The sequence below is a fragment of the Thioclava sp. L04-15 genome (genome assembly GCF_002020275.1).
In the GTDB taxonomy this organism is placed as follows: Bacteria; Pseudomonadota; Alphaproteobacteria; order Rhodobacterales; family Rhodobacteraceae; genus Thioclava; species Thioclava marina.
The window spans coordinates 74,590-96,694 of the sequence record NZ_MPZW01000003.1; the positions used below are offsets into that span (position 1 = coordinate 74,590).

Here is a 22,105-nt window from a genome sequence, read left to right on the forward strand (position 1 = left end):
AAATAGCGCCGGGTTGGGGAAAGCTTCGCGGCGACGCTGCGCGGCTGGACTTCGCCTGCCGCCCGCGCCAGTCTGCGCGAGCCCGCAGCGAGGAGATCCCCATGGCACGCAAGATCATCATCGACACCGATCCCGGCCAGGATGACGCGGTGGCGATCCTGCTCGCGCTGGCGAGCCCCGAGCTCGATGTGCTGGGCATCACCTGCGTCGCAGGCAACGTGCCGCTGGCGCTGACATCGAGGAATGCGCGCGTGGTCTGCGAACTGGCGGGCCGGACCGAGGTGCCGATCTTTGCGGGCTGCGACCGTCCGCTCGAGCGCAAGCTGGTCACCGCGGAATATGTGCATGGAAAGACCGGGCTCGACGGGATCGCCCTGCCCGAGCCCGAGATGGCGCTGCAAGAACGTCACGCGGTCGATTTCCTGATCGAGACGCTGCGTTCCGAGCCTGCGGGATCGATCACGCTCTGCCCGCTGGGTCCGCTGACCAATATCGCCACCGCCTTGCAGCGCGCCCCCGATATCGCGGCGCGAATCTCGGAGATCGTGCTGATGGGCGGGGCCTATTTCGAGGTCGGCAACACCACACCCGCGGCCGAGTTCAACATCCATGTCGACCCGCAGGCCGCCGAGATCGTGTTCCGATCCGGCGTGCCGCTCGTGGTGATGCCACTCGACGTGACGCATAAGGCGCTGACCACCCGTGCCCGCGTCGAAGCCTTCCGCAATCTCGGCACGCCGGTCGGCCATGCGGTCGCGAGCTGGACCGATTTCTTCGAGCGTTTCGACATGGCGAAATACGGCTCGGAAGGTGCGCCGCTGCATGACCCCTGCGTGATCGCCTATCTGCTCAAGCCCGATCTCTTCACGGGGCGTCATATCAATGTCGAGATCGAGACCACATCCGAGCTGACGATGGGCATGACGGTCGCCGATTGGTGGCGGGTGACGGACCGTGCGCCCAATGCGATGTTCATGGGCGATGTGGATGCGGCCGGGTTCTATGCGCTCCTGACCGAACGGCTCGCGCGGCTTTGAGGTGTCGGAGGGGGCGCTGCCCCCGTCGCCGGAGGGCGACAAATACTGACGAAACAGGAGGCTAGGCCTCCATCGCCGGCGGGCGACAAAAACTGACGAAGCAGGGGGCGCTGCCCCCGCCGGCCTGCGGCCAGCCCCCCGAGATATTTGGATCAAGAAGAAGGGGATTGGATTGCGCACGAAGCGGCATAAATAAGGACGAAGGAGCTCCAATGACCATTTCCTTCGACAACAGCTATGCCCGCCTGCCCGAGCGGTTTTTCGAGCGTCAGAACCCCGTGCCGGTAAAGGCCCCGGAACTGGTCGTGCTCAACCGGGATCTGGCGGCGCGGCTGGGGCTGGATGGGGATTGGCTGGAAAGTCCCGACGGTATCGCGATGCTGGCCGGGAATGCGCTGCCCGAGGGGGCGGAGCCGATCGCGCAGGCCTATGCGGGGCATCAGTTCGGAGGCTTCGTGCCGCGGCTGGGCGACGGTCGCGCGGTGATGCTGGGCGAGGTCGTGGCCCCTGATGGCGCGCGGTTCGATCTCCAATTGAAAGGTGCGGGGCGGACGGAGTTCTCGCGCGGACGTTCGGACGGGCGCGCCTGGATCGGGCCGGTCTTGCGCGAATATGTGCTCAGCGAGGCGATGGCGGCACTCGGCGTGCCCACGACGCGGGCGCTGGCGGCGTTGCGCACCGGCGAGACGGTGGTGCGCGAGGCCAGCGGGCGGCCGGGCGCGATCCTCGTGCGGGTGGCCGCGAGCCATATCCGCGTCGGCACCTTCCAGTATTTCGCCGCGCGCGACGACCTGGAAGGATTGGAAACGCTTCTCAACACCCTGATCGAGCGCCATTATCCGGAATGCGAGACGCCGCTGGAGGTGCTGCAGGCGGTTGCGGCGCGTCAGGCCGAGCTGGTCGCGCACTGGATGGCTCTGGGCTTCATTCACGGGGTGATGAATACCGACAATATGGCGCTCTCGGGCGAGACCATCGACTATGGTCCTTGCGCCTTCATGGATCATTACCATCCGGGGCGGGTCTTTTCCTCGATCGACCAGTTCGGGCGATATGCCTATGCGCGCCAGCCGCAGATCGCGGTCTGGAACCTCGCGCAATTCGCCACCTGTCTGCTGCCCTTGATGGGAGAGCGCGAGGTCGCCGTGGAGGAGGCAAGCGCCGCGGTCGACAGTTTCATCGGGGTCTATCAGCGCGCGTGGCTGCGCTGGATGGGACGCAAGATCGGGATCGCGGAGGCCAGCGAAGAGGATCTGCCGCTGATCGAGGACCTGCTGGGCCGCATGGCGACCGAGAAGGCCGATTTCACACGTGTCTTCAGTGCCCTGCGGCGCGACCCTCAGACGGCGCGCGCCGAGTTCACCGAGCCCATGGCCTTCGATCTGTGGCGCGAAACCTGGGAGGCCCGTATCGCGCGTGAGGCTGCCCCGGCAGGCGTGATGGCCACCGAAAACCCGCTGCGCATTCCGCGCAATCACAAGGTCGAGGAGATGATCGCGGCGGCGATGGAGGGCGATTACGCGCCCCTGCACCGGCTTCTCGAAGCCCTCTCCGAACCTTTCGCGGAAGATACGCGTTATGGCGAATACGAGGCTGCGCCGCGCCCCGAGCAACGGGTCCAGCGCACCTTCTGCGGCACATGAGCTTCGCGAGTTAAGGCATTGAAAAAATGACGGTTCGGATCGCCTCCTACAATCTTCATAAATGCGTGGGCACTGACCGGCGGCATGATCCCGAACGCGTCGTCGCGGTGATCAACGCGCTGCAGGCCGACGTGATCGCCTTGCAGGAGGTCGACAAGCGGATGGGCGCACGGCCCGCCGCGCTGCCGCAGAAGCTGATCGAGGCCGAGACCGATTTCGTCCGCCATGACATGCCGCGCACCGGGCCGGACAGTCTGGGCTGGCACGGGCAGGTCGTTCTGGTGCGACGCGGCTCGAAGGTGCTCGATGTGGAGCCGATCACCCTGCCGGGACTCGAGCCGCGCGGGGCGCTGGCGGTCAATATCGTGCCCGACAGCGGCGCGCCCTTCCTGCTGGTTGCCGCGCATCTGGGGCTGCGCCGGATGGACCGGCGCGCACAATGGTCGCGCATCGCCCGCGCGATGCAGGACGCGAACCCCCATCCCGCCCTCGCGATCGGCGATTTCAACGAATGGCGCGCCAAGCACGGTTTCGAGGCGCTGACCGGGTTTCATATCCATGAGCCGGGCGCCACCTACCCCTCGCGCGCGCCCGTTGGCCGCCTCGACCGCATCGTCACGAGTCCCGGGTTGCGGGTGGTGCGCAAGGGCGTGCTCGACACGCCGGTGGCGCGCATTGCCTCGGATCACCTGCCGATCTGGGCCGATATCGGCGGGATCCGCCATCGTCCGCTATCGGAGTGAGCGCGCTTGCCCTGTCCCGCCCACACGGCTAGACGGGTTTGACCATCCGGTCAGAGGGCGATCATGGACAATCTGCGCGAGAACTTTCACGGCTCCTTGCTGATGGTCGCTGCCATGGCGGGCTTTGCGCTGGAGGACATGTTCATCAAGGCGATCGGCGCGCGGCTGCCGGTGGGCGAGGTACTGGCGCTTCTGGGCGCGGGTGGCGCGCTGATCTTCGGCGCAATCGCGCTCTGGCGCGGCGATCGGCTGATTTCGCGCGACCTGCTCGCGGGACCGGTGCTGTTGCGCAATGCGGGCGAGATCCTCGGCACGATCTGTTTCGTCTCGGCGGTGATCTTCACCCCTCTCGCCCAGGCCTCGGCGATCTTGCAGGCCACACCGCTTGCCGTGACGCTCGGCGCGGCACTGTTTCTGGGCGAGACCGTCGGCTGGCGGCGCTGGTCGGCGATCCTGATCGGCTTTGCCGGCGTGTTGATCGTGATCCGGCCCGGCACGGAGGGCTTCTCCGTCCTCTCGCTTCTGGCCGTGGTCGCGGTGGTGGGGCTTGCGGTGCGCGATCTGGCGACGCGCCGCGTGCCGCGCGCGATCACCTCGATGCAGCTTGCGACCTACGGGTTCGGCGTTCTGGTGCCTGCGGGTGTCGCGATCGGCCTGGTCACGCCCGAGCCGGTGCTGATGCCGAGCCTGGCCGAATGGGGGATGATCGCGGGCGCGCTGATCGTGGGGCCTCTGGGCTATTACGCGCTGATCGCGGCAATGCGGATCGGCGAGGTCTCGGTGATCACGCCGTTTCGCTACACGCGCCTGATCTTCGCGATGGCGATCAGCTGGGCGGTCTTTTCCGAGCCGCCGGACCGCTGGACGCTGATCGGCGGCGCGGTGATCGTCGCGTCGGGGCTCTATACGCTGTGGCGGCAAGCCAGGTTGCGTCGCTAACAGCCCCCTTTCGCGCATTTTTCACCGCCCGCGCCCTTTTCGCGCCTGCGGCACGGGTCTATAGAGTCGCCAAGCATTCACTGGAGCCCGAGGAGAGCGCCCATGAGCACCATCATCGACATTCACGCCCGTGAGATCCTGGACAGCCGCGGCAACCCGACCGTCGAGGTCGACGTGATCCTCGAAGACGGCACGATGGGCCGCGCCGCGGTGCCCTCTGGCGCCTCGACCGGCGCGCATGAAGCCGTGGAGCGCCGCGACGGCGACAAGGCGCGCTACATGGGCAAGGGCGTTCTGGAAGCCGTGATGGCGGTCAATGGCGAGATTGCCGAAGCCCTCGTGGGCGAGGACGCGACCGAGCAGGTCGAGATCGACCGCGCGATGATCGAACTCGACGGGACCGAAAACAAGGGCCGTCTGGGTGCGAACGCCATTCTCGGCGTGTCGCTGGCCTGCGCCAAGGCCGCGGCCGATTTCTCGGCCCTGCCGCTTTACCGCTATGTCGGCGGCACCTCGGCCCGCGTGCTGCCTGTCCCGATGATGAACATCATCAATGGCGGCGAACACGCCGACAACCCGATCGACATCCAGGAATTCATGATCATGCCGGTCTCGGCGGGCAATATCCGCGACGCGGTGCGCATGGGTTCGGAAGTCTTCCACACGCTCAAGAAAGAACTCTCGGCGGCGGGCCTGTCGACGGGGCTCGGCGATGAGGGCGGCTTCGCGCCCGAGCTGGCTTCGACCACGGCCGCTCTCGACCTGATCCTGAAGTCGATCGAGAAAGCGGGCTACAAGCCGGGCGAAGACATCTACCTCGCGCTCGATTGCGCCTCGACCGAATATTACAAGGGCGGCAAATACGAGATGAAGGGCGAAGGCCTGAGCCTGACCTCGAAAGAGAATGTCGACTATCTCGAAAAACTGCTGGGCGCCTATCCGATCATCTCGATCGAGGACGGCATGGCCGAGGATGACTGGGAAGGCTGGAAGCTGCTGACCGAGCGTCTCGGCGACAAGGTTCAGCTGGTGGGCGACGACCTCTTCGTCACCAACCCGGCGCGTCTGGCCGACGGCATCAAGCAGGGCGTGGCGAACTCGATGCTGGTGAAGGTCAACCAGATCGGCACCCTGACCGAGACGCTGCAAGCCGTGGATATGGCGCATCGCGCGCGCTACACCAACGTGATGAGCCACCGCTCGGGCGAGACCGAGGATGCGACCATCGCCGATCTGGCCGTCGCGACCAATTGCGGGCAGATCAAGACCGGCTCGCTCGCGCGCTCGGATCGTCTGGCGAAATACAACCAGCTGATCCGCATCGAGGAAAGCCTCGGCGAGACGGCGGAATATGCCGGGCGCTCGATCCTGAAGTAATCTCGCCCGACGTCGCTTTGCTTCGACTTGGTCGAAATATCCCCGCCGGAGGCACCCCGCCCCGGCGGGGTTTTCTTTTGCGCCCCGCCCGGAACAGCCGCGAAGCGGCCCGGGCAGTGCCCGACCGCCCCCTCGGTCCGGCCCCGCCCTCCGTCAGGGATGACGACGATGGCAGGCGCAGCGATTGCACCCGCGCGCGATCCGGGTCAGTCTCGGGCCATGATTGAGGCTCTTATCTTCGATGTGTTCGGCACCTGTGTCGACTGGCGCACCGCCATCGCGCGAGAGGTGGCGGGCGTGTTGCCAGAGGTGGACGCGCTGGCTTTCGCCGATGCTTGGCGGGGAGAATACGACCCGGCCATGGCGCGCATTCGCGAGGGCGGGCGGGGCTATGTCGCGCTCGATGACCTGCACCGCGAAAACCTCCACCGGGTGGCCGCGCGCTTCGGGGTCGCGGCTCCCGACGACCTTTCCCACGCCTGGGAGCGGCTCGATCCCTGGCCCGACACCGTGGCGGGACTGAGTGCGTTGAAAAGCCAGGCGATCATCGCGCCCTGCTCGAACGGGTCGATCGCGCTGATGACCCGGCTTGCGCGTCACGCGGGGCTGCCCTGGGATTGCATCCTCGGCGCGGATCTGGCGCGCGATTACAAGCCCAAACCCGAGGTCTACCTGGCAAGTTGCGCCGCGCTGCGCCTGCCCCCCGAGGCAGTGATGATGGTGGCGGCCCATAACAGCGACCTGGCGGCGGCGCGCACCTTGGGGCTGAAAACCGCGTTCATCCCGCGCGTCACCGAATACGGGCCCGACCAGCGTCGCGATCTCGGGCCGGAGGCCGATTGGGACGTGATCGCACCGGATTTTCCGGCACTGGCAAAGACGCTCGCGCATGGAGGCTGAGGCGATCATCGAAGCTCTCGGGCTTGAGCCGCATCCCGAGGGCGGGCATTACCGCCAGACATGGGCGGCCGAGGCCACACCGGGGGAGCGTCCCGCGGGCACCTGTATCTATTTCCTGCTCAAGGCGGACGAGAAAAGCCATTGGCACCGGGTCGATGCAGCGGAAATCTGGCATTTCCACGCGGGCGCGCCGCTGACGCTGAGCGTCGCCAGCGCCGACGCCGGGCCCAAGCAGGATCTGGTCCTTGGCCCCGATGTGCTGGCCGGCCAGCGCCCGCAGGCGATCGTGCCGGCGCATCATTGGCAATCGGCGCGTTCCTTGGGCGACTGGACGCTGGTCAGCTGCACCGTCTCGCCGGGATTTCGCTTCGAGGGGTTCGAGCTGGCCGCGCCCGGCTTCGACATCCCGCACTGAGGCGCCAACCCTGCAGCCGACCGTGTTCCGCTGCCGTTCAAATGTCGCGGGCCAGACGCTGCATGATGATCGAGGACATCTTGAACGCCAGCGGGCCGACGCCAAGCGACAGGATAAAGGCAACCGGCCAGGCGGTCAGGTAATGGTGCATCCAGATCGCCATCCAGCCCTCGGGAAAGCCCAGCGGCATGACCGAGAAAAGAAAGGTCATCATGAAGGCCATCATGCAGGAGATGAGGAGCTGGGCGAGAAGGATCATGCGCTTTGCGCGCTGCGAGTCAGTCATGGGTATCGGCTCTCGGTCTGAAACGGGCTGCGCCCGGGTTGATCGTAAGCCGTGGGTTCGAAAATCGACTAGCTCCCGCGGGGATCGCGGTGACCGGGGTAACCAACCGGTCGCACGTTTCTCGGCCTGACCGGATTAGCCCGCCGACCTGCGCCGGTCAATCTTCCCTATGCCTGTCGACTGTCATCTGCCCCCGGTGCGGAACCATGCCGCCAGACTGTCCAGCCAGCTGACCGGTGGCCACCAGAGTATGGCAAGCACGATCACGCCCCCCACCAGCCCAACGGCCAGCGCCAGTTCGCGGCGGTGGCAGAGCGTGCGCGCAGCCGCCGACCAGAGCAGGTTGCGGATCACCGGCCAATGCAGCCAGATATGCCAGCCCCCGGCCCCAATGAAGAGAAGCCCCATTGACAGGTGCAAAAGCTCCCATTGCGTGCGCCCGAGACCAAGCAGAGACCAGTCGAGTTCGCGGGCAAGACGGCCTGCGGGGGCGACGGTCACGGCCAGCCCCGAAACGACCATGACAAGGAAGCTGAGCCCCACGAGGAACACCGCCGCCGCGCGGGGCGAGAACGGCGCCTGCTTGCGGGCGGCGGGGGTCGGGCAAGGGTCTTGATCGGAATGGGACATGACGCGGCTCCGAGAGATTTCGCGCCAGATTAGGCACATCTGGGGAAAGAAACCATGATCGCGGTCAAATCCGCCGCCTCCCGGCAAAGGCGAGCCAGTCAGGCCACCCAGTCGGTCCGCTCAGTCGGGCTGCGAGATCTTGCCTCCGCCGATCAGCGCCGCGACCCCGGTCGTCGAAGGCCCGGAGGTCGGCATCCCGCGCGCCACGCGCACCGCGAGATAGGCGAAAGCCTGCGCTTCGAGCATGTCCCCGTCGAGCCCGATATCCTCGACCGGCTGGACCGGGCAGTTGATCCGCGATTGAAGCGCCACCATCAGCGCCTGATTGAGCCGCCCGCCACCGGTCACGTAAATCGCGGCGGGGGGCGCGGGGTAATGCTCCCCCCCGCGCGCCACGGCGGCGGCGGCACAGGCCGTCAGCGTCGCGGCCGCATCGGCGTCATCGAGCGCGCTCACCAGCGTCAGAATGTCGTGGAAATCGTTTCGGTCGAGCGATTTGGGTGGCATACGCAGGAAGAACGGATGGCCGAGGAAGGTCTCGAGCACGCCCTCGTCCACCTGCCCCTGAAGCGCAAGCTCGCCCCCGGCGTCGAATTCTCCCTTCAGCCGCAACCGGATCAGGTCGTTGATCGGCGCATTCGCGGGGCCTGTATCGAAGGCCAGCACCGCGCCCGGCACTTCCGCGCTCGGCTGGCGGGGATCGATCCAGCTCACATTGCCGACGCCGCCGAGATTGAGAAACACCACCGGCGCCTCGAGCCCCGCATGCTTTGCGCAGGCGAAATGGAAAAACGGCGCAAGCGGCGCGCCCTGCCCGCCCATCTCGACATCCATCGAGCGGAAGTCCCACACCACCGGTTTGCCCAGAACCTCGGCCAGCACCGTGCCGTCGCCCGCCTGATGGGTGCGGCGCGGGCCTTGGCGCCCCTCGGGATCATGCGCGAGCGTCTGTCCGTGAAAGCCGATCAGACGCGCCTCGCCCAGCCCGCTGAGAAGCTCGGCATGGGCGGTCTCGACCACCTCGGCCGCCTCATCGACCCCGGCCTCGCCCGGCCAGCGGCCAAGCGCTGCGTGAAGGGCTGCGCGTTCGCTCTCGGTATAGGGGCGGTAATCGGAGCGGCCGAAATCGAGGATCCGCGCCCCATCGGTCAGCACGAGCGCCGCATCCACACCGTCCAGAGACGTGCCCGACATGGCACCTGCTGCCCAGACCGGCCCGGATTTCAACATGGCTTCCCTCTCGCCGCCTGTCCCGATATATGCACGTGCAGCGAAAAGGAACAAGCACGATGACCTACCATCCGAAATCAGACTTCATGCGCGTGATGATCGAGCGGGGCTTTCTGGCCGACTGCACCGATTATCAGGGGCTGGACGAGGCTTTGGTCAAAGGCACCGTGCCGGGCTATATCGGCTTCGATGCGACGGCGAAATCGCTGCACGTGGGCTCGCTGATCCAGATCATGATGCTGCGCTGGCTGCAAAAGACCGGCCACCAGCCGATCACGCTGATGGGCGGCGGCACGACGAAGGTGGGTGACCCCTCCTTCCGCGCCGATGAGCGCCCGCTGCTGACGCCCGATCAGATCGACGACAATATCGCGGGCATCAAGCAGGTCTTCGCGAAATACCTCGATTACGAGGCCGAGACGCCGGCGCTGATGCTCAATAACGCCGAGTGGCTCGACGGGCTGAACTACCTCGATTTCCTGCGCGATATCGGGCGGCATTTCTCGGTCAACCGGATGCTGTCGTTCGAGAGCGTGAAATCGCGTCTCGACCGCGAGCAGAGCCTCAGCTTCCTCGAATTCAACTACATGATCCTGCAGGCCTATGACTTCCTGGAGCTGAACCGCCGTTATGGCTGCCTCCTGCAGATGGGTGGCTCGGATCAGTGGGGCAATATCGTCAACGGGATTGATCTCACGCGCCGCGTTCTCGATCAGGAAATCTTCGGCCTGACCTCGCCGCTCCTGACCACCTCGGACGGCAAGAAGATGGGTAAATCGGCGAGCGGAGCGATCTGGCTCAACGAGGATATGCTCAGCTCCTACGAGTTCTGGCAGTTCTGGCGCAACACGACCGATGCCGATGTCGGCCGCTTCCTCAAGCTCTATACCGAGCTGCCCATCGAGGAATGCGACCGCCTCGGCGCGCTCGAGGGCTCGGAGATCAACGACGCCAAGATCATCCTCGCCAACGAGGTCACGGCGCTGTGCCACGGCCGCGCAGCGGCCGAGGCGGCCGAGGCCACCGCGCGCGAGGTCTTCGAGAAAGGTGGCGTGGGCGATGACCTGCCCACCCTGACCCTCGATGCGGGCGAACTCGGCGAGGGCATCTCGCTTGCGCAACTCGTCGTGCGCTCAGGGCTCGCGAAATCGGGCAAGGACGGCAAGCGCCTGATCGCGGAAGGCGGGCTCAAGGTCGATGACGAGACCTGCACCGATGCGGGCCGCATGTTCGCCGCCGCCGACCTGGCGAAACCGGTGAAGCTCTCCGCCGGCAAGAAACGCCACGCGCTGGTCGAGCTCGGCTGAGACCCGCGCCCCACCCAGGCGTCACATCCAAACACCTGCGCGCCGCCACCACTCCGGGGGCGCGCAAACACCTCTCCCCCTTCTTCTTGATGAAAATATCTCGGGGGTGAATGGCGCAGCCAGAGGGGGCAGCGCCCCCTGCCCGGTCCCCGGCCCTCAGGCCAGATGCAGATGGACCCGCCGGTTGAGCTTGCCCTTCTTCTCGATCTTGCCGATCTTGAGAGGCCCGATCTCGCGGGTCGAGGCGACATGGGTGCCGCCGCAGGGCTGAAGGTCGATACGATCCGCCCCCTCGCCGATCGCGATCAGCCGCACCCAGCCCTGACCCGTCGGCGGGGCGACCGACATCGTCTTCACCAGTTCGGGCTGAGCCTCCAGCTCCTCGTCGGTGATCCATTGTTCGGTCACCTTGAGGTCGCGCGCCACCCAATCGTTGAGCTGGCGCTCGATCGCCTCGAGATCCTCGGGCTTCTCGGGCATATCGAAATCGAGCCGTCCCTTTTCCGCGCCGATCTGCCCGCCCGTCACCGGCAGCGGGATCGCGACCGAGAGAAGGTGTAGCGCGGTGTGGACGCGCATGTGACGGTGACGTCGCTCCCAGTCGATCTCCTGATGCACCAGCGTCCCGACGGGCGGCAGGGGCTGCGGTTCGGCGGGCACGAGGATCACCGCCCCCGGCGCGCCCGGCTCGGCCTTCACGGCCGTGGCGATCTCGATTTCACCGCCCTCCCAGCGCAGCCGCCCGCTATCGCCGGGCTGGCCGCCGCCGGTGGGATAGAAGATCGAATCCGCGCAATAGATGCCGCCTTCCTCGGTCAGCCCCGTCACGCGAGTCTCGAGGTCACGCGCATAGGGGTGAACCCGGAAACTTTGCGCCTCGGGCATCTCAACGATCTCCTCCATCGGACCCTCCATCCTGTTGTTGGACGCCTTCCATCCCTTCGCCGGGCTGGGGCGTTCCCAGATCCTCGCGCGTCACGGGATGGGGCGTCTTGTCCGCCATGTCCGGTGCCGTTTCCGGTTCGGGCTCGGGTTCGGGTTTCGCCGTAGCGCCCTGCAAAACCTCGGGATTGCGCAGCCAGACGTCGCGTTGCGCGAAGGGGATCTCGATCCCGGCCTCGGTGAAGCGTTGATTGATCTCGTGGTTCATCTCGGATTTCACCCGCATGATGAAATTCACATCCGACAGGATGACCCGTACCTCGAAATCGAGACTGTCCGCGCCGAAGCCGTTGAAGATCACCGTCGGCTCGGGGTTCATCATCACCAGAGACTGGTTCTTCGCGATCTCAAGCAGGATCTCCTCGACCTTGCGGGTGTCAGTTCCATAGGCCACGCCCACCGGCAGGATCAGCCGCCCCGTGAGATTGCCGCGCGTCCAGTTCGTCACCTGCCCCGCGATCAGGTCGGCATTGGGCACGATGACCTCGGTGCGATCGAAGGTCTCGATCCGTGTCGAGCGCACCGAGATCGCCTTTACGACGCCCATCTGACCGCCGACCTCGATCCAGTCACCCTCCGAGATCGGACGCTCGATGAGCAGGATGATGCCCGAGACGAAGTTCTGCACGATGGTCTGCAGGCCAAAACCTACCCCGACCGAGAGCGCGCCCGCGACGATGGCGAGCGAGCTCAGATCGATCCCGGCAGCGGAAATGGAGATCACCGCGGCAAGGAAGATCCCCATATAGCCGACGCCGGAAATGATCGCGTTCTGGCCGCCCTTGTCGATTTTCGTCTTGGGCAGAAGCGACGCCTTGAGCGCGCCTTGCAGCAGCCGCGTGACCATCAGGCCGATCACGAAGATGATCGCGAAGGTCAGGAAGACACCGGGAGAGATCGTCACACCGCCGAGCGACATCCCGTTGCGGAACCGCGTCCACAGCTCCAGCAGATCGGAGGAGCGCGCCCCCCAGATCAGCGCCGCGAAGGGAAGCGCTGCGAGGCCCAGCAGGAAGCCGATCAGCGTCGGGGTCAGCGACTCGCGCCCTTCGTCGTTGCGCCGGGTGATGAAGACATAGAGATCGGTCAGGAAGAGATGCAGCACCAACACCAGAGCGATCAGCCCCAGTGTCATGATCGTCGGCCAGATCAGCGCGTTTGCCGCGTTCACATACCCGATCCCGCCAAGAACCGGCGCGATCACGGAAACCACGATCAACGTATTGCCCAGAAGCCCCACGAGACGATCGCGGAAGGCGCTTTCCTCGCTCGCGCTGGTCTCGTTACGCAGGTGGCGCCGCAGCAACTGGCCGAAGCGGAACAGAAGGATAGCGGCCAGCACCTGAAGCGGGAAGGCAAGCACGCCGAACCCCGCATCGAGCAGCTTGCCGACCGAGTCGACTGCCTCGGAGGTCGTGGCACCGGTATCGAGCGCCGCCTCGCCGCGCTTGACCACCCAATCGCCGAACGGGCCCTGCATGGCGGCGAGAACCGCGAGCGATACCGTGAGCAGCCGTCCTTCGCGGCGCCGTTCGGGTTGCAGCGTGAAGGGCGCGGACTGGCGGTCATTGCGAGGGAAGACCCTCCCCGCCAGCCAGATCGCCGCGAAGAAGGCCGAAACGACCGCCCCCACCGCCATCAGGAACTCGGTCCAGCGCGTGCCGAATAGCGCGGTCTGGATCAGCGCCGTCACAAGGAGCGTCACACCGACGATCGGCAGCGTGATCTGACCGATGGAGACGAGGAAGTCGGTCACTCGCTGCGTGCGCCACGCGAGCCGCTTCTCGATCAGATCGGCCAGTTTCATGATCCAGCGCCGTCCGCGCGCAACCAGAACCAGCGCGACCAGCAACAATCCCACGATCACCGGCGCCCGGTCTCGCGCGGTCGCATAGGGGTCGGGTTTTTCGAGCTGCGCCCTCATCTCGGAGGCCAGCGCGCCTCCCAGCCCCGAGAGCACCTTGATCCCCGCGGGCCAATTGATGGGGTTGAGCGGAGAGGGCGTGAGCCGCATCAGTTTGTCGGTCTGGCGCGCCCGGAGCAGCCTGTCGATATTGGCGATGATGCTGTCGGCGCGGCTCGCGGCCTCGGTGGCGCGGATCCCGGGCGCCTGCAACTGCGCAAGCTGGTCATTGAGCGCCTTGCGCCGCTCGGCGATCGCCTGATCCTCGGTCTCGCCCTCCTTGGGGGCAGGACCGAGCGCGTCGATCTGCGCCTTCACCGTCGAAATCTGCGTCGCATTCGTGCTCTCGGCCTGCTGGAACTTCGCGCGCCAGTCGGTCAGCGTATTGCGGATATCGTCAAAGGCCGCCTCTGCCGCGCTGTCGTCCTGCACCATCGTTTCGGCGCGCGAGGCGAGCTTGTCCCACGCGGCATAATCAAGCGGTGCGCTGGTCTGCGCCTGCGCCAGCACCGGCAGGGCCAGCGCAAGCACCAGCAACAGAAGGCGGGTCACGCGCAGGATCATTCCGCGAAGACCTCCGGGACGTCACGCGGCGCACGGTCGAGCCATTCCGGCACCGGCAGCGCCTTGCCCTTGAGGAAATCGGGGTTGTAGAGCTTGGACTGGTAGCGCGTGCCATAATCGCACAGCACCGTCACGATCGTGTGCCCCGGCCCCATTTCTTGCGCCATCCGGATCGCACCCGCGACGTTGATGCCCGACGAGCCGCCCAGGCACAGACCTTCTTCGGAGAGCAGATCGAACACGATCGGCAAAGCCTCGGTGTCGGGAATGTTGAAGCTCATGTCCGGGGTGAAGCCTTCCAGATTCGCCGTGATGCGCCCCTGCCCGATCCCTTCGGTGATCGAGGAGCCCTGCGAGACAAGTTCGCCGGTGGTGTAGAAGCTGTGCAGCGCCGCGCCATCGGGATCGGCCAGCGCGATCTTCACGCCCTTGGGCTGAAGCGCAAGGCCCGCCCCCGCGAAGGTGCCGCCCGAGCCGACCGAGCAGATGAACCCGTCCACCTTGCCGCCGGTCTGGTCCCAGATTTCTGGCCCTGTGGTCTCGATATGAGCCTGACGGTTCGCGGTATTGTCGAACTGGTTCGCCCAGATCGCGCCGTTCGGGTCGGTCTTGGCGATCTCCTTCGCCAGCCGCTCGGAATAGCGCACGTAATTGTTGGGGTTGCGATAAGGCGCGGCCGGAACCTGCACCAGCTCGGCACCTGCCAGCCGCAGCATGTCCTTCTTTTCCTGGCTCTGCGTCTCGGGGATCACGATCACCGAGCGGAACCCCATCGAAGAGCCCACGAGCGCCAGCCCGATCCCGGTATTCCCGGCCGTGCCTTCGACGATCGTGCCGCCGGGGGCCAGTTCTCCGCGCCGGATCGCGTCGCGGATGATGTAGAGCGCCGCGCGGTCCTTTACCGACTGGCCCGGATTGAGGAATTCGGCCTTGCCGAGGATCGTGCACCCCGTCGCCTCGGAGGCCTTCCTGAGCTTGATAAGCGGTGTATTCCCGATCGCCGCCGCCAGATCCTCACTGATGCGCATCTCCACTCTCCCTTCGCGCGCCCCGTATCGGGGCCGTTGGATCCAGACTTAGGCCGCCGGGCGGCGCACCTCAAGCCTCGGCGCGAAGGCGATCGCGCATCCGGTCGAGCCAGAGCGTGAGAAGAATCAGCGGCGCATTGCCCGCCTCACCCGTATTCACAAGCCCGAGAAGCGCCTCGAAGGACAGAAGATGCGGGCGGATATCCTCGCCCTCGTCCGCCACCCCACCGGGCGCGCCGGCGCCATCGGGCAGGTCGGCAATGCCGATATAGGAATAGATGAACTCCGATTTTGCGCCCGGCGACGGATAATAGCGCGGCGCCTCGATCAGGCGCTCGATGGTGATCCCCGCCTCCTCACCGGCTTCGCGCAAAGCCGCCTGTTCGGGCGTCTCGCCGGGATCGACGCGCCCCGCGATCGCCTCGATCATCCATGGGTTGGGCTCGCCGCGCGCGAGCGGCCCGGTGCGAAACTGCTCGACCAGCAACACCCGGTCGCGTTTCGGATCATAAGGCAGAACGACGGTCGCATCGCCGGAAATGAACGCGGCACGGTCGAGCTTCTCGCTCATCCCGCCTGCGAAGAGGCGGTGGCTCAGATCGTAATCCTCAACGGCAAAAAACTTCGCGTAGCCAACCGATTGCGCCTCGATCTTCAGGTCCGCCCCGGTCACGGAACGGCGTAACGCCTGCGGCATCGGCTCGGCGCGCGCACGCAGGGTCGAGGCCGCGCGCACGAGGATGGCGTGGTAACGAGCATTGGCGCGCTCGGGTCCGATCGCCTCGGCCTCTGCGATGAAGCGCCGCGCGCCTTCCGTCTTGAGCGCAGCCCATTTCGGCGCCCAGTCCGAGAGCGTCCAGGGCGCGCCAATCTCCCAGCGCCCCGCCTGCGGCAACCAGAGCTTGGCCAGGCGCGGCCCCTGCGCAGTCGACACCTCGCGTTCGACGGCGTCATAGCCCGCCTCATACCACGCAATCCGGTCCGCCTCGGACGCGGTCAGATCCACCAGAAGCCCCTGCGCCGCGGCCCCCTCTTCGGGCCGGAGGATCGGAAAGCCCAGCCCCTGCCCGTCGCGGCAGGCCTCATGGACCGCAAAGCCCGGCAGGCGCGCGGGGCGCAGCGCGGGAACACGACCGATCACGGCTTCCAGAAGTGGCGGGTGGCAGAGCGTTCCGTAGAAGAAATGGCGTATCATCACAGTCCAAAGCAAACGCCGCGCGATTTGCGCGGCGCGGCACAGCCTGCGGAAGCGGCCGGGGATGTCAAGCGATGGAGATCAGCGCCCGAAGCGGCGATGGCCGTATTCGGAGAGCACACCGGCGAGCATCGCGCCGATCCCGAGAGTCAGAATGGGTTGCAGGCTCAACGAAGCCAGTCCGATCCCGATGCCTTGTCCGGCCACGTCGGTAATCGCCGAGAGAACGTCATCGTAGCGCATCCGGACCGCGAGCTTGAACATCTGGATCGTGCCGAGAAAGGCGAATGTCGCCGCCAGCAGGTAGATCGCGCCGCGCAGGCCGTCATTGCACGCATCGACCCAGCGCCGCCCCGGACGAACGCCCACGACGCGCCAGCCGAACATCAGCCCGAAGGAAGCCATGATCAGCGGAAGCTCTTCCGCCCCATCGGTCCCGGCGGGTATCATGGGAACGATGCCCTGTGCAGCAAAGAACCCCGCCGCCGCGAGAGCCAGCCCCGCGAAGAGCTTCGACATCGTCGGGATCTGGACTTGCGAATTGCGGACGACAACGCGCTGCATCATTGTTTCCTCATTCCTCGACACGAGGCTGTTCAGTTCGTAGCGCTCAGAGTTAACGAACAAGTTAGGCGAAACTATGGCGAGTGACGTAGCGGCAAACGGCGCGAGATCACCGCACCGCCGCCCCCCTCGCACCATTCCGGGGGCATCCTTGGCACTGATCGCGGCAAGCGGTTGGCCGTTCTCGATTTTTGACGCCTGCCAAGGCCCGATCAGGTGCCGCTGCCACGTTCATCCCTTGGTCGAAAGAAAAACGGCGCGCCTCCCGCGAAGAAGGCGCGCCCATGTTCCTTGATCGGATCGCGCGACCGTGTCAGCCGATGCGGTAGTTCGGCGATTCCCGCGTGATCTGCACGTCGTGGACGTGGCTTTCCTTGAGCCCCGAACCGGTGATCTTCACGAAGTTGCAGCCGCCGCGCATATCGGCGATCGAGCCGTTGCCGGTATAGCCCATCGCCGCGCGCAGACCGCCCACGAGCTGGTGGATCACCGCACCCGCCGGCCCCTTGTAGGGAACCTGACCCTCGATCCCCTCGGGCACGAGCTTGTCATTCGCCGCGTCCTTCTGGAAATAACGGTCGGCCGAGCCGCGCGCCATCGCGCCCAGCGAGCCCATGCCGCGATAGCTCTTGTAGGAGCGGCCCTGGTAGAGGATGACCTCGCCGGGGCTTTCGTCGGTTCCGGCGATGGCCGAGCCGACCATGGCGCAGCTCGCGCCCGCCGCGATGGCCTTGGCGAAATCGCCCGAGAATTTGATCCCGCCATCGGCGATGATCGGGATGTCACCCGCAGCGGCAGCCGCATCCATGATCGCGGTAAGCTGGGGCACGCCCACGCCCGCAACGATCCGGGTGGTGCAGATCGAGCCCGGCCCGATGCCGACCTTCACCGCATCCGCACCCGCGTCGATCAGCGCCTTCGTGGCTTCGGCCGTGGCCACGTTGCCGGCGATCACCTGCGTCTTGGCGGACAGTTTCTTGATCCGCTCGACAGCCTCGATCACGCCCTGGCTGTGGCCATGGGCGGTGTCCACGACGACGATATCGACGCCCGCATCGATCAACGCCTCGGAACGCTCGAAGCCCGCATCGCCCACCGAGGTCGCGGCCGCCACGCGCAGACGACCCAGCTCGTCCTTGCAGGCGGTCGGGTTGAGCACCGATTGCTCGCTGTCGCGCAGGGTCAGAAGCCCGGTCAGCTTGCCGCTCGCATCGGTGACCAGAAGCTTCTCGATCCGGCGCTCGCGCATCATCGCGATTGCCTCGGCGCGGTCCGCGGGCTCTTGCAGGATCGCGAGCCGGTCCTTGGTCATCATCACCGAAACGGGCGTGTCGTCCTTTTGCGCAAACCGCATGTCGCGGTTGGTCACGATCCCCACCACGCGGCGGTTCTCGTCGACAACCGGGAAGCCCGAGAAGCCGAAGCGCTCGCTCAGCGCCTTGGCGTCGGCCAGCGTCTGGTCGGGACGCAGCGTGATCGGGTTATAGACGATCCCGCTCTCGAACCGCTTCACCCGGCGCACCTCGTCGGATTGCTCGGTCACCGAAAGGTTCTTGTGAATCACGCCCATACCGCCCGCCTGCGCCATGGCGATCGCCATGCGCGCCTCGGTCACAGTGTCCATTGCCGAGGACAAAAGCGGGATGTTGAGCTTGATCTGCTTGGTCACATAGGTCGAGACATCGGCCGTCGCGGGCAGCACCGAAGAAGCCGCGGGAACAAGAAGTACGTCGTCGAAGGTGAGTGCCTCGCGAATCTGCATGGGGGGTCTCCGGTGTCCAGATGCGTTTGGCAGTTCCCTGTTTCACGCAAATGGCACGAAGGCAACCCCCAAGGCGCGCAACCCGTTGTGCAGACGCTCCGACCCGGCCCCGCTGGCAGCCCTCAGGCGATGGCCGCGTTGGTCTTCATCGCGAGCTGCCCCTTGGCCCAGAGCTTGAACACCCGGATCGCGATCGGAATGACGATCAGGGTCGCCGCGATCAGCATGACCGCCCCCGGCATCACCCAGGGCCCGCCCTGTGCGAGCCAGCACCCCGCAAGCGCCGTCACCGGGAAGGTGAACGCGCCCCAGAGCGGACTGAAACCACCCTCAAGCAACCAGCGGATCGACACGAGAAGAACGAGCGCGTAAAGCCCCGCGAGACCGGCCATCACCTGCGCGATCCCGACCGCGTCGAACCCGGTCGCGACCGTGCCCAGAAGGGCCGCCGGCGCGAGATGGATCGCAAGCAGCGGGCGCAGCGGCGCGGGCACTTTCTCGCGGGCGAACTGGTTGATCGAGGCAAGCCAGATCCCCACCGCCGCGCCGAAGGCCACCCAGAACATCGCGAGCGCGGGTTGCACCAGCCCCAGCGCCTGCGCCGCGACCGCACCGACGATCCAGCCCGAGAAGGTCAGTTGCCAGGTCGGATTGACCCGGCGCTGCTCGGCGGGGCCCGTGGCCAGCACGTAGATCACCATCGCGCTGAAGCCCAGATGCACCGCGACAGCCAGCCAGAACAGGGCCACCGCCACCGCCCCGTAAGGCGCCAGCGCGGCCGCCACGAGATAGATCACCAACACCCCCGCCGCGAGGCCCGCCCGCCCCGGCAGGATGCGCAGATCCTCGGTCACCACCCCCGGACGGCGGGCGACCTTCGCGACATAGGCCAGAAGCGTGAACAGAGCGAGCAGCGTGACCGCGCCAAGAAACAGCTCGGCCAGATCCGGCGGCAGCGCAAATTCGCGCACGCCGCGCCGCCACGCGATCCCCAGCCCCATCAGCCCCAGCACCGGTGGGAACATCGCCGGTGGCGTGCGGCGAAACAGGCCCTTGGGCGTCATCTTGGGCGGGGCGAAGGACATGGGCGGTTTCCTCTCTGAGCGTCGCACCAGTCTTATCCCCGCAAAACGGGCGCTTGCAATATTTCCCGCAGGGCGAAAAGCTGTCGCTCCAGACGACATCGGACATGAAAGGTGGCGAGAATGGCGGGGCATGGCTACGAGACCGGGCGGCTCAACCTCCCCTTCGTGGGGATCTCGACCTTCGGCAAGCGCGACTACGTGGCCGACTGGGACAAGATCGAGGCCGATATCGCCGTGATGGGCGCCCCCTTTGACAGCGGCACCCAATTCCGCGCCGGTGCGCGCTTCGGCCCGCGGTCGGTACGCGAGGCCTCGACGCTTTTCTCCTTCGGCCATGCGGGCGCCTACGACCACGAGGACGACGCGACCTATCTCGGCCCCGAGGTAACGATCGTCGATATCGGGGATGCCGATATCGTTCACACCGATACCGGGCGCAGCCATGCCAATATCGAGACCGGCGTGCGCGCGATGCTTGCCGCCGGCGCGTTGCCGGTGGTGATCGGAGGCGATCACTCGGTCAACATCCCCTGCATCCGCGCCTTCGCCGAGAATTGCGCCGAGAAGGGTCCCATCCATATCGTCCAGATCGACGCCCATCTCGACTTCGTCGATGAGCGCCACGGCGTCACGCAAGGCCATGGCAACCCGATGCGCCGCGCGGCTGAAAAGGATTACGTCTCGGGCATCACCGCGCTCGGCATCCGCAACGTCTCCTCGACCGCGAAGGACGGCTATGACGCGGCCCGCGCCATGGGCGACGATTTCCTCAGCGTTCGTCAGGTGCGCAAGCTCGGCACCGAAGGCGTGCTGGGGCGCATCCCCGAGGGCGCACGGATCTATGTCACGATCGACATCGACGGGTTCGACCCCTCGATCGCACCGGGCACCGGGACGCCCAGCCATGGCGGGTTCCTCTACTACGAAGTGCTCGAAATCCTGCAGGGGATCGCGAAGCGCCACGAGGTCGTGGGCATCGATCTGGTCGAGGTCGCCCCCGATTACGACCCGAGCGGCACGACCCCGATCCTCGCGGCCCAGGTTCTGCTGAATTTTCTCGGTTTCATCTTTCACGCCCGCGCCACCCGTTGAGACGCACCGTGCGCGCCCCGACCCGAGCGCTCGTGGCACGGCCGGATGCCTCCGGCGGAGATATTTAAATCAAGAAGAAGGCCCGCCCCTTCTTCTTGACGAAAATATCTCGGGGTGAATTGGCGCAGCCAAGAGGGGCAGCGCCCCTGCCCCCTCAAAGCGCGCGGAAACGGCTGCGTTGGCTGCCCGACCATTCCACCTCGAAGGACCAGCCGTCATCGGTCTGGCGCTCCGTGCGCACGACGTTCTGCTCGTGCAGCCAGGCGCGCTTGCGGCCTTCGGCGAAGGGCAGTGCGATCTCTTCGATGAAGCGCTCCTCGGCGAGCTTGTCGTCGATCGCGCCCAGCAGTCCCGATATCCCCTCGCCGGTGAGCGCCGAGATCGCCTGAAGATCGGGTTCGCGGCTTTCCTGCACCAGAAGTGCCGCGCGCGGCTCGGGCGGGACTGCGTCGATCTTGTTCCAGACCTCGATCAGCGGCACGTCCTTGGCGACGCCCAGCTTGGCGAGGATGTCGTTCACGTCCTGCGCCTGTTCCTCGGTCTCGGGATGCGAGATGTCGCGCACATGCAAGATCAGATCGGCTTCCAGGACCTCTTCGAGCGTCGCGCGGAAGGCCGCGACGAGCTGGGTCGGCAAATCCGAGATGAAGCCCACCGTATCGGACAGGATCACCTTGCGACCCGAGGGCAACGTGAGGCCGCGCATCGTCGGGTCGAGCGTGGCGAAGAGCATGTCCTTGGCCAGCACGTCCGCGCCGGTTACGCGGTTGAAAAGGGTGGACTTTCCGGCGTTGGTATAGCCTACCAGCGCGACGATCGGGAACGGCACCTTGCGGCGAGCGGCGCGGTGCAGCTCGCGGGTCTTCACGACCTTGGCGAGCTGGCGGCGCAGGCGCACGATCTGTTCGTCGATGGCACGGCGGTCGGCCTCGATCTGGGTCTCGCCGGGACCGCCGACGAAACCAAGACCGCCGCGCTGACGCTCGAGGTGGGTCCAGGCGCGCACCAGCCGGGTGCGCTGATAGCTCAGCGCCGCCAGTTCCACCTGCAACACACCTTCACGGGTGCGCGCGCGATCGGCGAAGATCTCGAGGATAAGCCCGGTCCGGTCGAGGAGCTTCACCCCCCATTCCTTTTCCAGGTTGCGCTGCTGCACGGGCGTCACCGGCCCGTCGATCAGCACCAGATCGACTTCGCTCGCCTCGAGCCGCTCCTTGATCTCGGCAAGTTTTCCCGAGCCGAAAAGATGCCCCGGCTCGGGTTTTCTGAGCTTCGCGATCTCGGAACCCACGACCTCCAGATGCGGCAGCGCGGCCGCCAGCGAAACCGCCTCGGCCAGCGCGAATTCGGGCAAGTGCCGCTGGCCCTCTCGCGACGGAATGTCGGGATGGATGACGTAGGCCCGCGTTTCGGGCGTCTCGGTGGAATTCGTCTCGCTCAAGATGCGGTTCGCTCAGGCCGCG

At 66.2% G+C, this 22,105-nt stretch carries 20 protein-coding genes; 9 read left to right on the plus strand and 11 right to left on the minus strand.

The genetic code is table 11. The features are described 5' to 3' along the window. Positions 1 to 101: 101 nt before the first annotated feature. From BMI90_RS08735 to BMI90_RS08765, 7 genes are all read left to right on the plus strand, one after another. Positions 102 to 1,037 (plus strand): nucleoside hydrolase, encoded by a 936-nt coding sequence (locus BMI90_RS08735; RefSeq protein ID WP_078528352.1) that lies wholly within the window; start codon positions 102 to 104, stop codon positions 1,035 to 1,037. 212 nt (positions 1,038 to 1,249) lie between these two features. Next, on the plus strand, positions 1,250 to 2,680 hold the full coding sequence (locus BMI90_RS08740) for a protein adenylyltransferase SelO (protein ID WP_078528355.1): 1,431 nt from the start codon (positions 1,250 to 1,252) through the stop codon (positions 2,678 to 2,680). Between the two features lie 26 nt (positions 2,681 to 2,706). After that, positions 2,707 to 3,423, plus strand: a complete 717-nt coding sequence (locus BMI90_RS08745) for an endonuclease/exonuclease/phosphatase family protein (RefSeq protein ID WP_078528358.1) — start codon at positions 2,707 to 2,709, stop codon at positions 3,421 to 3,423. 63 nt (positions 3,424 to 3,486) lie between these two features. Beyond that, positions 3,487 to 4,362, plus strand: a complete 876-nt coding sequence (locus BMI90_RS08750) for a DMT family transporter (RefSeq protein WP_078528361.1) — start codon at positions 3,487 to 3,489, stop codon at positions 4,360 to 4,362. Positions 4,363 to 4,464: 102 nt separating this feature from the next. Beyond that, positions 4,465 to 5,739, plus strand: coding sequence for a phosphopyruvate hydratase (gene eno / locus BMI90_RS08755; protein WP_078528364.1), 1,275 nt, complete (start codon positions 4,465 to 4,467; stop codon positions 5,737 to 5,739). Positions 5,740 to 5,907: 168 nt separating this feature from the next. Then, positions 5,908 to 6,639 (plus strand): haloacid dehalogenase type II, encoded by a 732-nt coding sequence (locus BMI90_RS08760; RefSeq protein ID WP_078528367.1) that lies wholly within the window; start codon positions 5,908 to 5,910, stop codon positions 6,637 to 6,639. Next, positions 6,629 to 7,054, plus strand: coding sequence for a cupin domain-containing protein (locus BMI90_RS08765; RefSeq protein WP_078528371.1), 426 nt, complete (start codon positions 6,629 to 6,631; stop codon positions 7,052 to 7,054). The genes BMI90_RS08760 and BMI90_RS08765 overlap by 11 nt, the downstream gene beginning before the upstream one ends. A gap of 37 nt (positions 7,055 to 7,091) precedes the next feature. Here BMI90_RS08765 and BMI90_RS08770 read toward each other — a convergent pair whose 3' ends face one another. From BMI90_RS08770 to BMI90_RS08780, 3 genes are all read right to left on the minus strand, one after another. After that, positions 7,092 to 7,340, minus strand: a complete 249-nt coding sequence (locus BMI90_RS08770; protein WP_078528374.1) for a DUF2798 domain-containing protein — start codon at positions 7,338 to 7,340, stop codon at positions 7,092 to 7,094. Between the two features lie 183 nt (positions 7,341 to 7,523). Next, on the minus strand, positions 7,524 to 7,970 hold the full coding sequence (locus tag BMI90_RS08775; RefSeq protein ID WP_078528377.1) for a DUF4405 domain-containing protein: 447 nt from the start codon (positions 7,968 to 7,970) through the stop codon (positions 7,524 to 7,526). A gap of 120 nt (positions 7,971 to 8,090) precedes the next feature. Continuing rightward, positions 8,091 to 9,200 (minus strand): anhydro-N-acetylmuramic acid kinase, encoded by a 1,110-nt coding sequence (locus tag BMI90_RS08780; RefSeq protein WP_078528380.1) that lies wholly within the window; start codon positions 9,198 to 9,200, stop codon positions 8,091 to 8,093. A gap of 59 nt (positions 9,201 to 9,259) precedes the next feature. On the opposite strand from BMI90_RS08780, the gene tyrS reads away from it, so the two are divergent. After that, positions 9,260 to 10,507 (plus strand): tyrosine--tRNA ligase, encoded by a 1,248-nt coding sequence (tyrS, locus tag BMI90_RS08785; RefSeq protein WP_078528383.1) that lies wholly within the window; start codon positions 9,260 to 9,262, stop codon positions 10,505 to 10,507. 156 nt (positions 10,508 to 10,663) lie between these two features. Here the strand turns inward: tyrS and BMI90_RS08790 are convergent, their stop codons facing one another. From BMI90_RS08790 to BMI90_RS08820, 7 genes are all read right to left on the minus strand, one after another. After that, positions 10,664 to 11,392 (minus strand): alanyl-tRNA editing protein, encoded by a 729-nt coding sequence (locus BMI90_RS08790; RefSeq protein WP_078529000.1) that lies wholly within the window; start codon positions 11,390 to 11,392, stop codon positions 10,664 to 10,666. Between the two features lies 1 nt (position 11,393). Further along, positions 11,394 to 13,916, minus strand: coding sequence for a DUF3772 domain-containing protein (locus BMI90_RS08795; protein ID WP_078528386.1), 2,523 nt, complete (start codon positions 13,914 to 13,916; stop codon positions 11,394 to 11,396). Continuing rightward, entirely contained in the window at positions 13,913 to 14,944 is a 1,032-nt protein-coding gene (locus BMI90_RS08800; protein ID WP_078528389.1) for a cysteine synthase A, read from the minus strand. Before BMI90_RS08800 ends, BMI90_RS08795 begins: the two co-directional genes overlap by 4 nt. Positions 14,945 to 15,014: 70 nt before the next feature. Beyond that, complete coding sequence (locus BMI90_RS08805; RefSeq protein ID WP_078528392.1) at positions 15,015 to 16,139, minus strand: NUDIX domain-containing protein; 1,125 nt, start codon at positions 16,137 to 16,139, stop codon at positions 15,015 to 15,017. 81 nt (positions 16,140 to 16,220) lie between these two features. Beyond that, complete coding sequence (locus BMI90_RS08810; protein ID WP_168172749.1) at positions 16,221 to 16,703, minus strand: TrgA family protein; 483 nt, start codon at positions 16,701 to 16,703, stop codon at positions 16,221 to 16,223. A 313-nt stretch (positions 16,704 to 17,016) separates the two neighbouring features. Then, positions 17,017 to 18,465: an IMP dehydrogenase gene (guaB, locus tag BMI90_RS08815; RefSeq protein ID WP_078528398.1), complete on the minus strand. Its 1,449-nt coding sequence runs from the start codon at positions 18,463 to 18,465 to the stop codon at positions 17,017 to 17,019. Between the two features lie 122 nt (positions 18,466 to 18,587). Beyond that, the gene (locus BMI90_RS08820; RefSeq protein WP_146671251.1) at positions 18,588 to 19,550 is read right to left on the minus strand and encodes a tellurium resistance protein; all 963 of its coding nucleotides are present in this window, start codon (positions 19,548 to 19,550) and stop codon (positions 18,588 to 18,590) included. A gap of 120 nt (positions 19,551 to 19,670) precedes the next feature. Between BMI90_RS08820 and speB the strand changes: the two genes are divergently transcribed. After that, a complete protein-coding gene (gene speB, locus BMI90_RS08825; protein ID WP_078528404.1) occupies positions 19,671 to 20,642 on the plus strand; it encodes an agmatinase in 972 nt (323 codons plus the stop codon). Between the two features lie 154 nt (positions 20,643 to 20,796). On the opposite strand, the gene hflX is transcribed toward speB, so the two are convergent. Next, on the minus strand, positions 20,797 to 22,083 hold the full coding sequence (gene hflX, locus BMI90_RS08830) for a GTPase HflX (protein WP_078528407.1): 1,287 nt from the start codon (positions 22,081 to 22,083) through the stop codon (positions 20,797 to 20,799). Positions 22,084 to 22,105 lie beyond the last annotated feature (22 nt).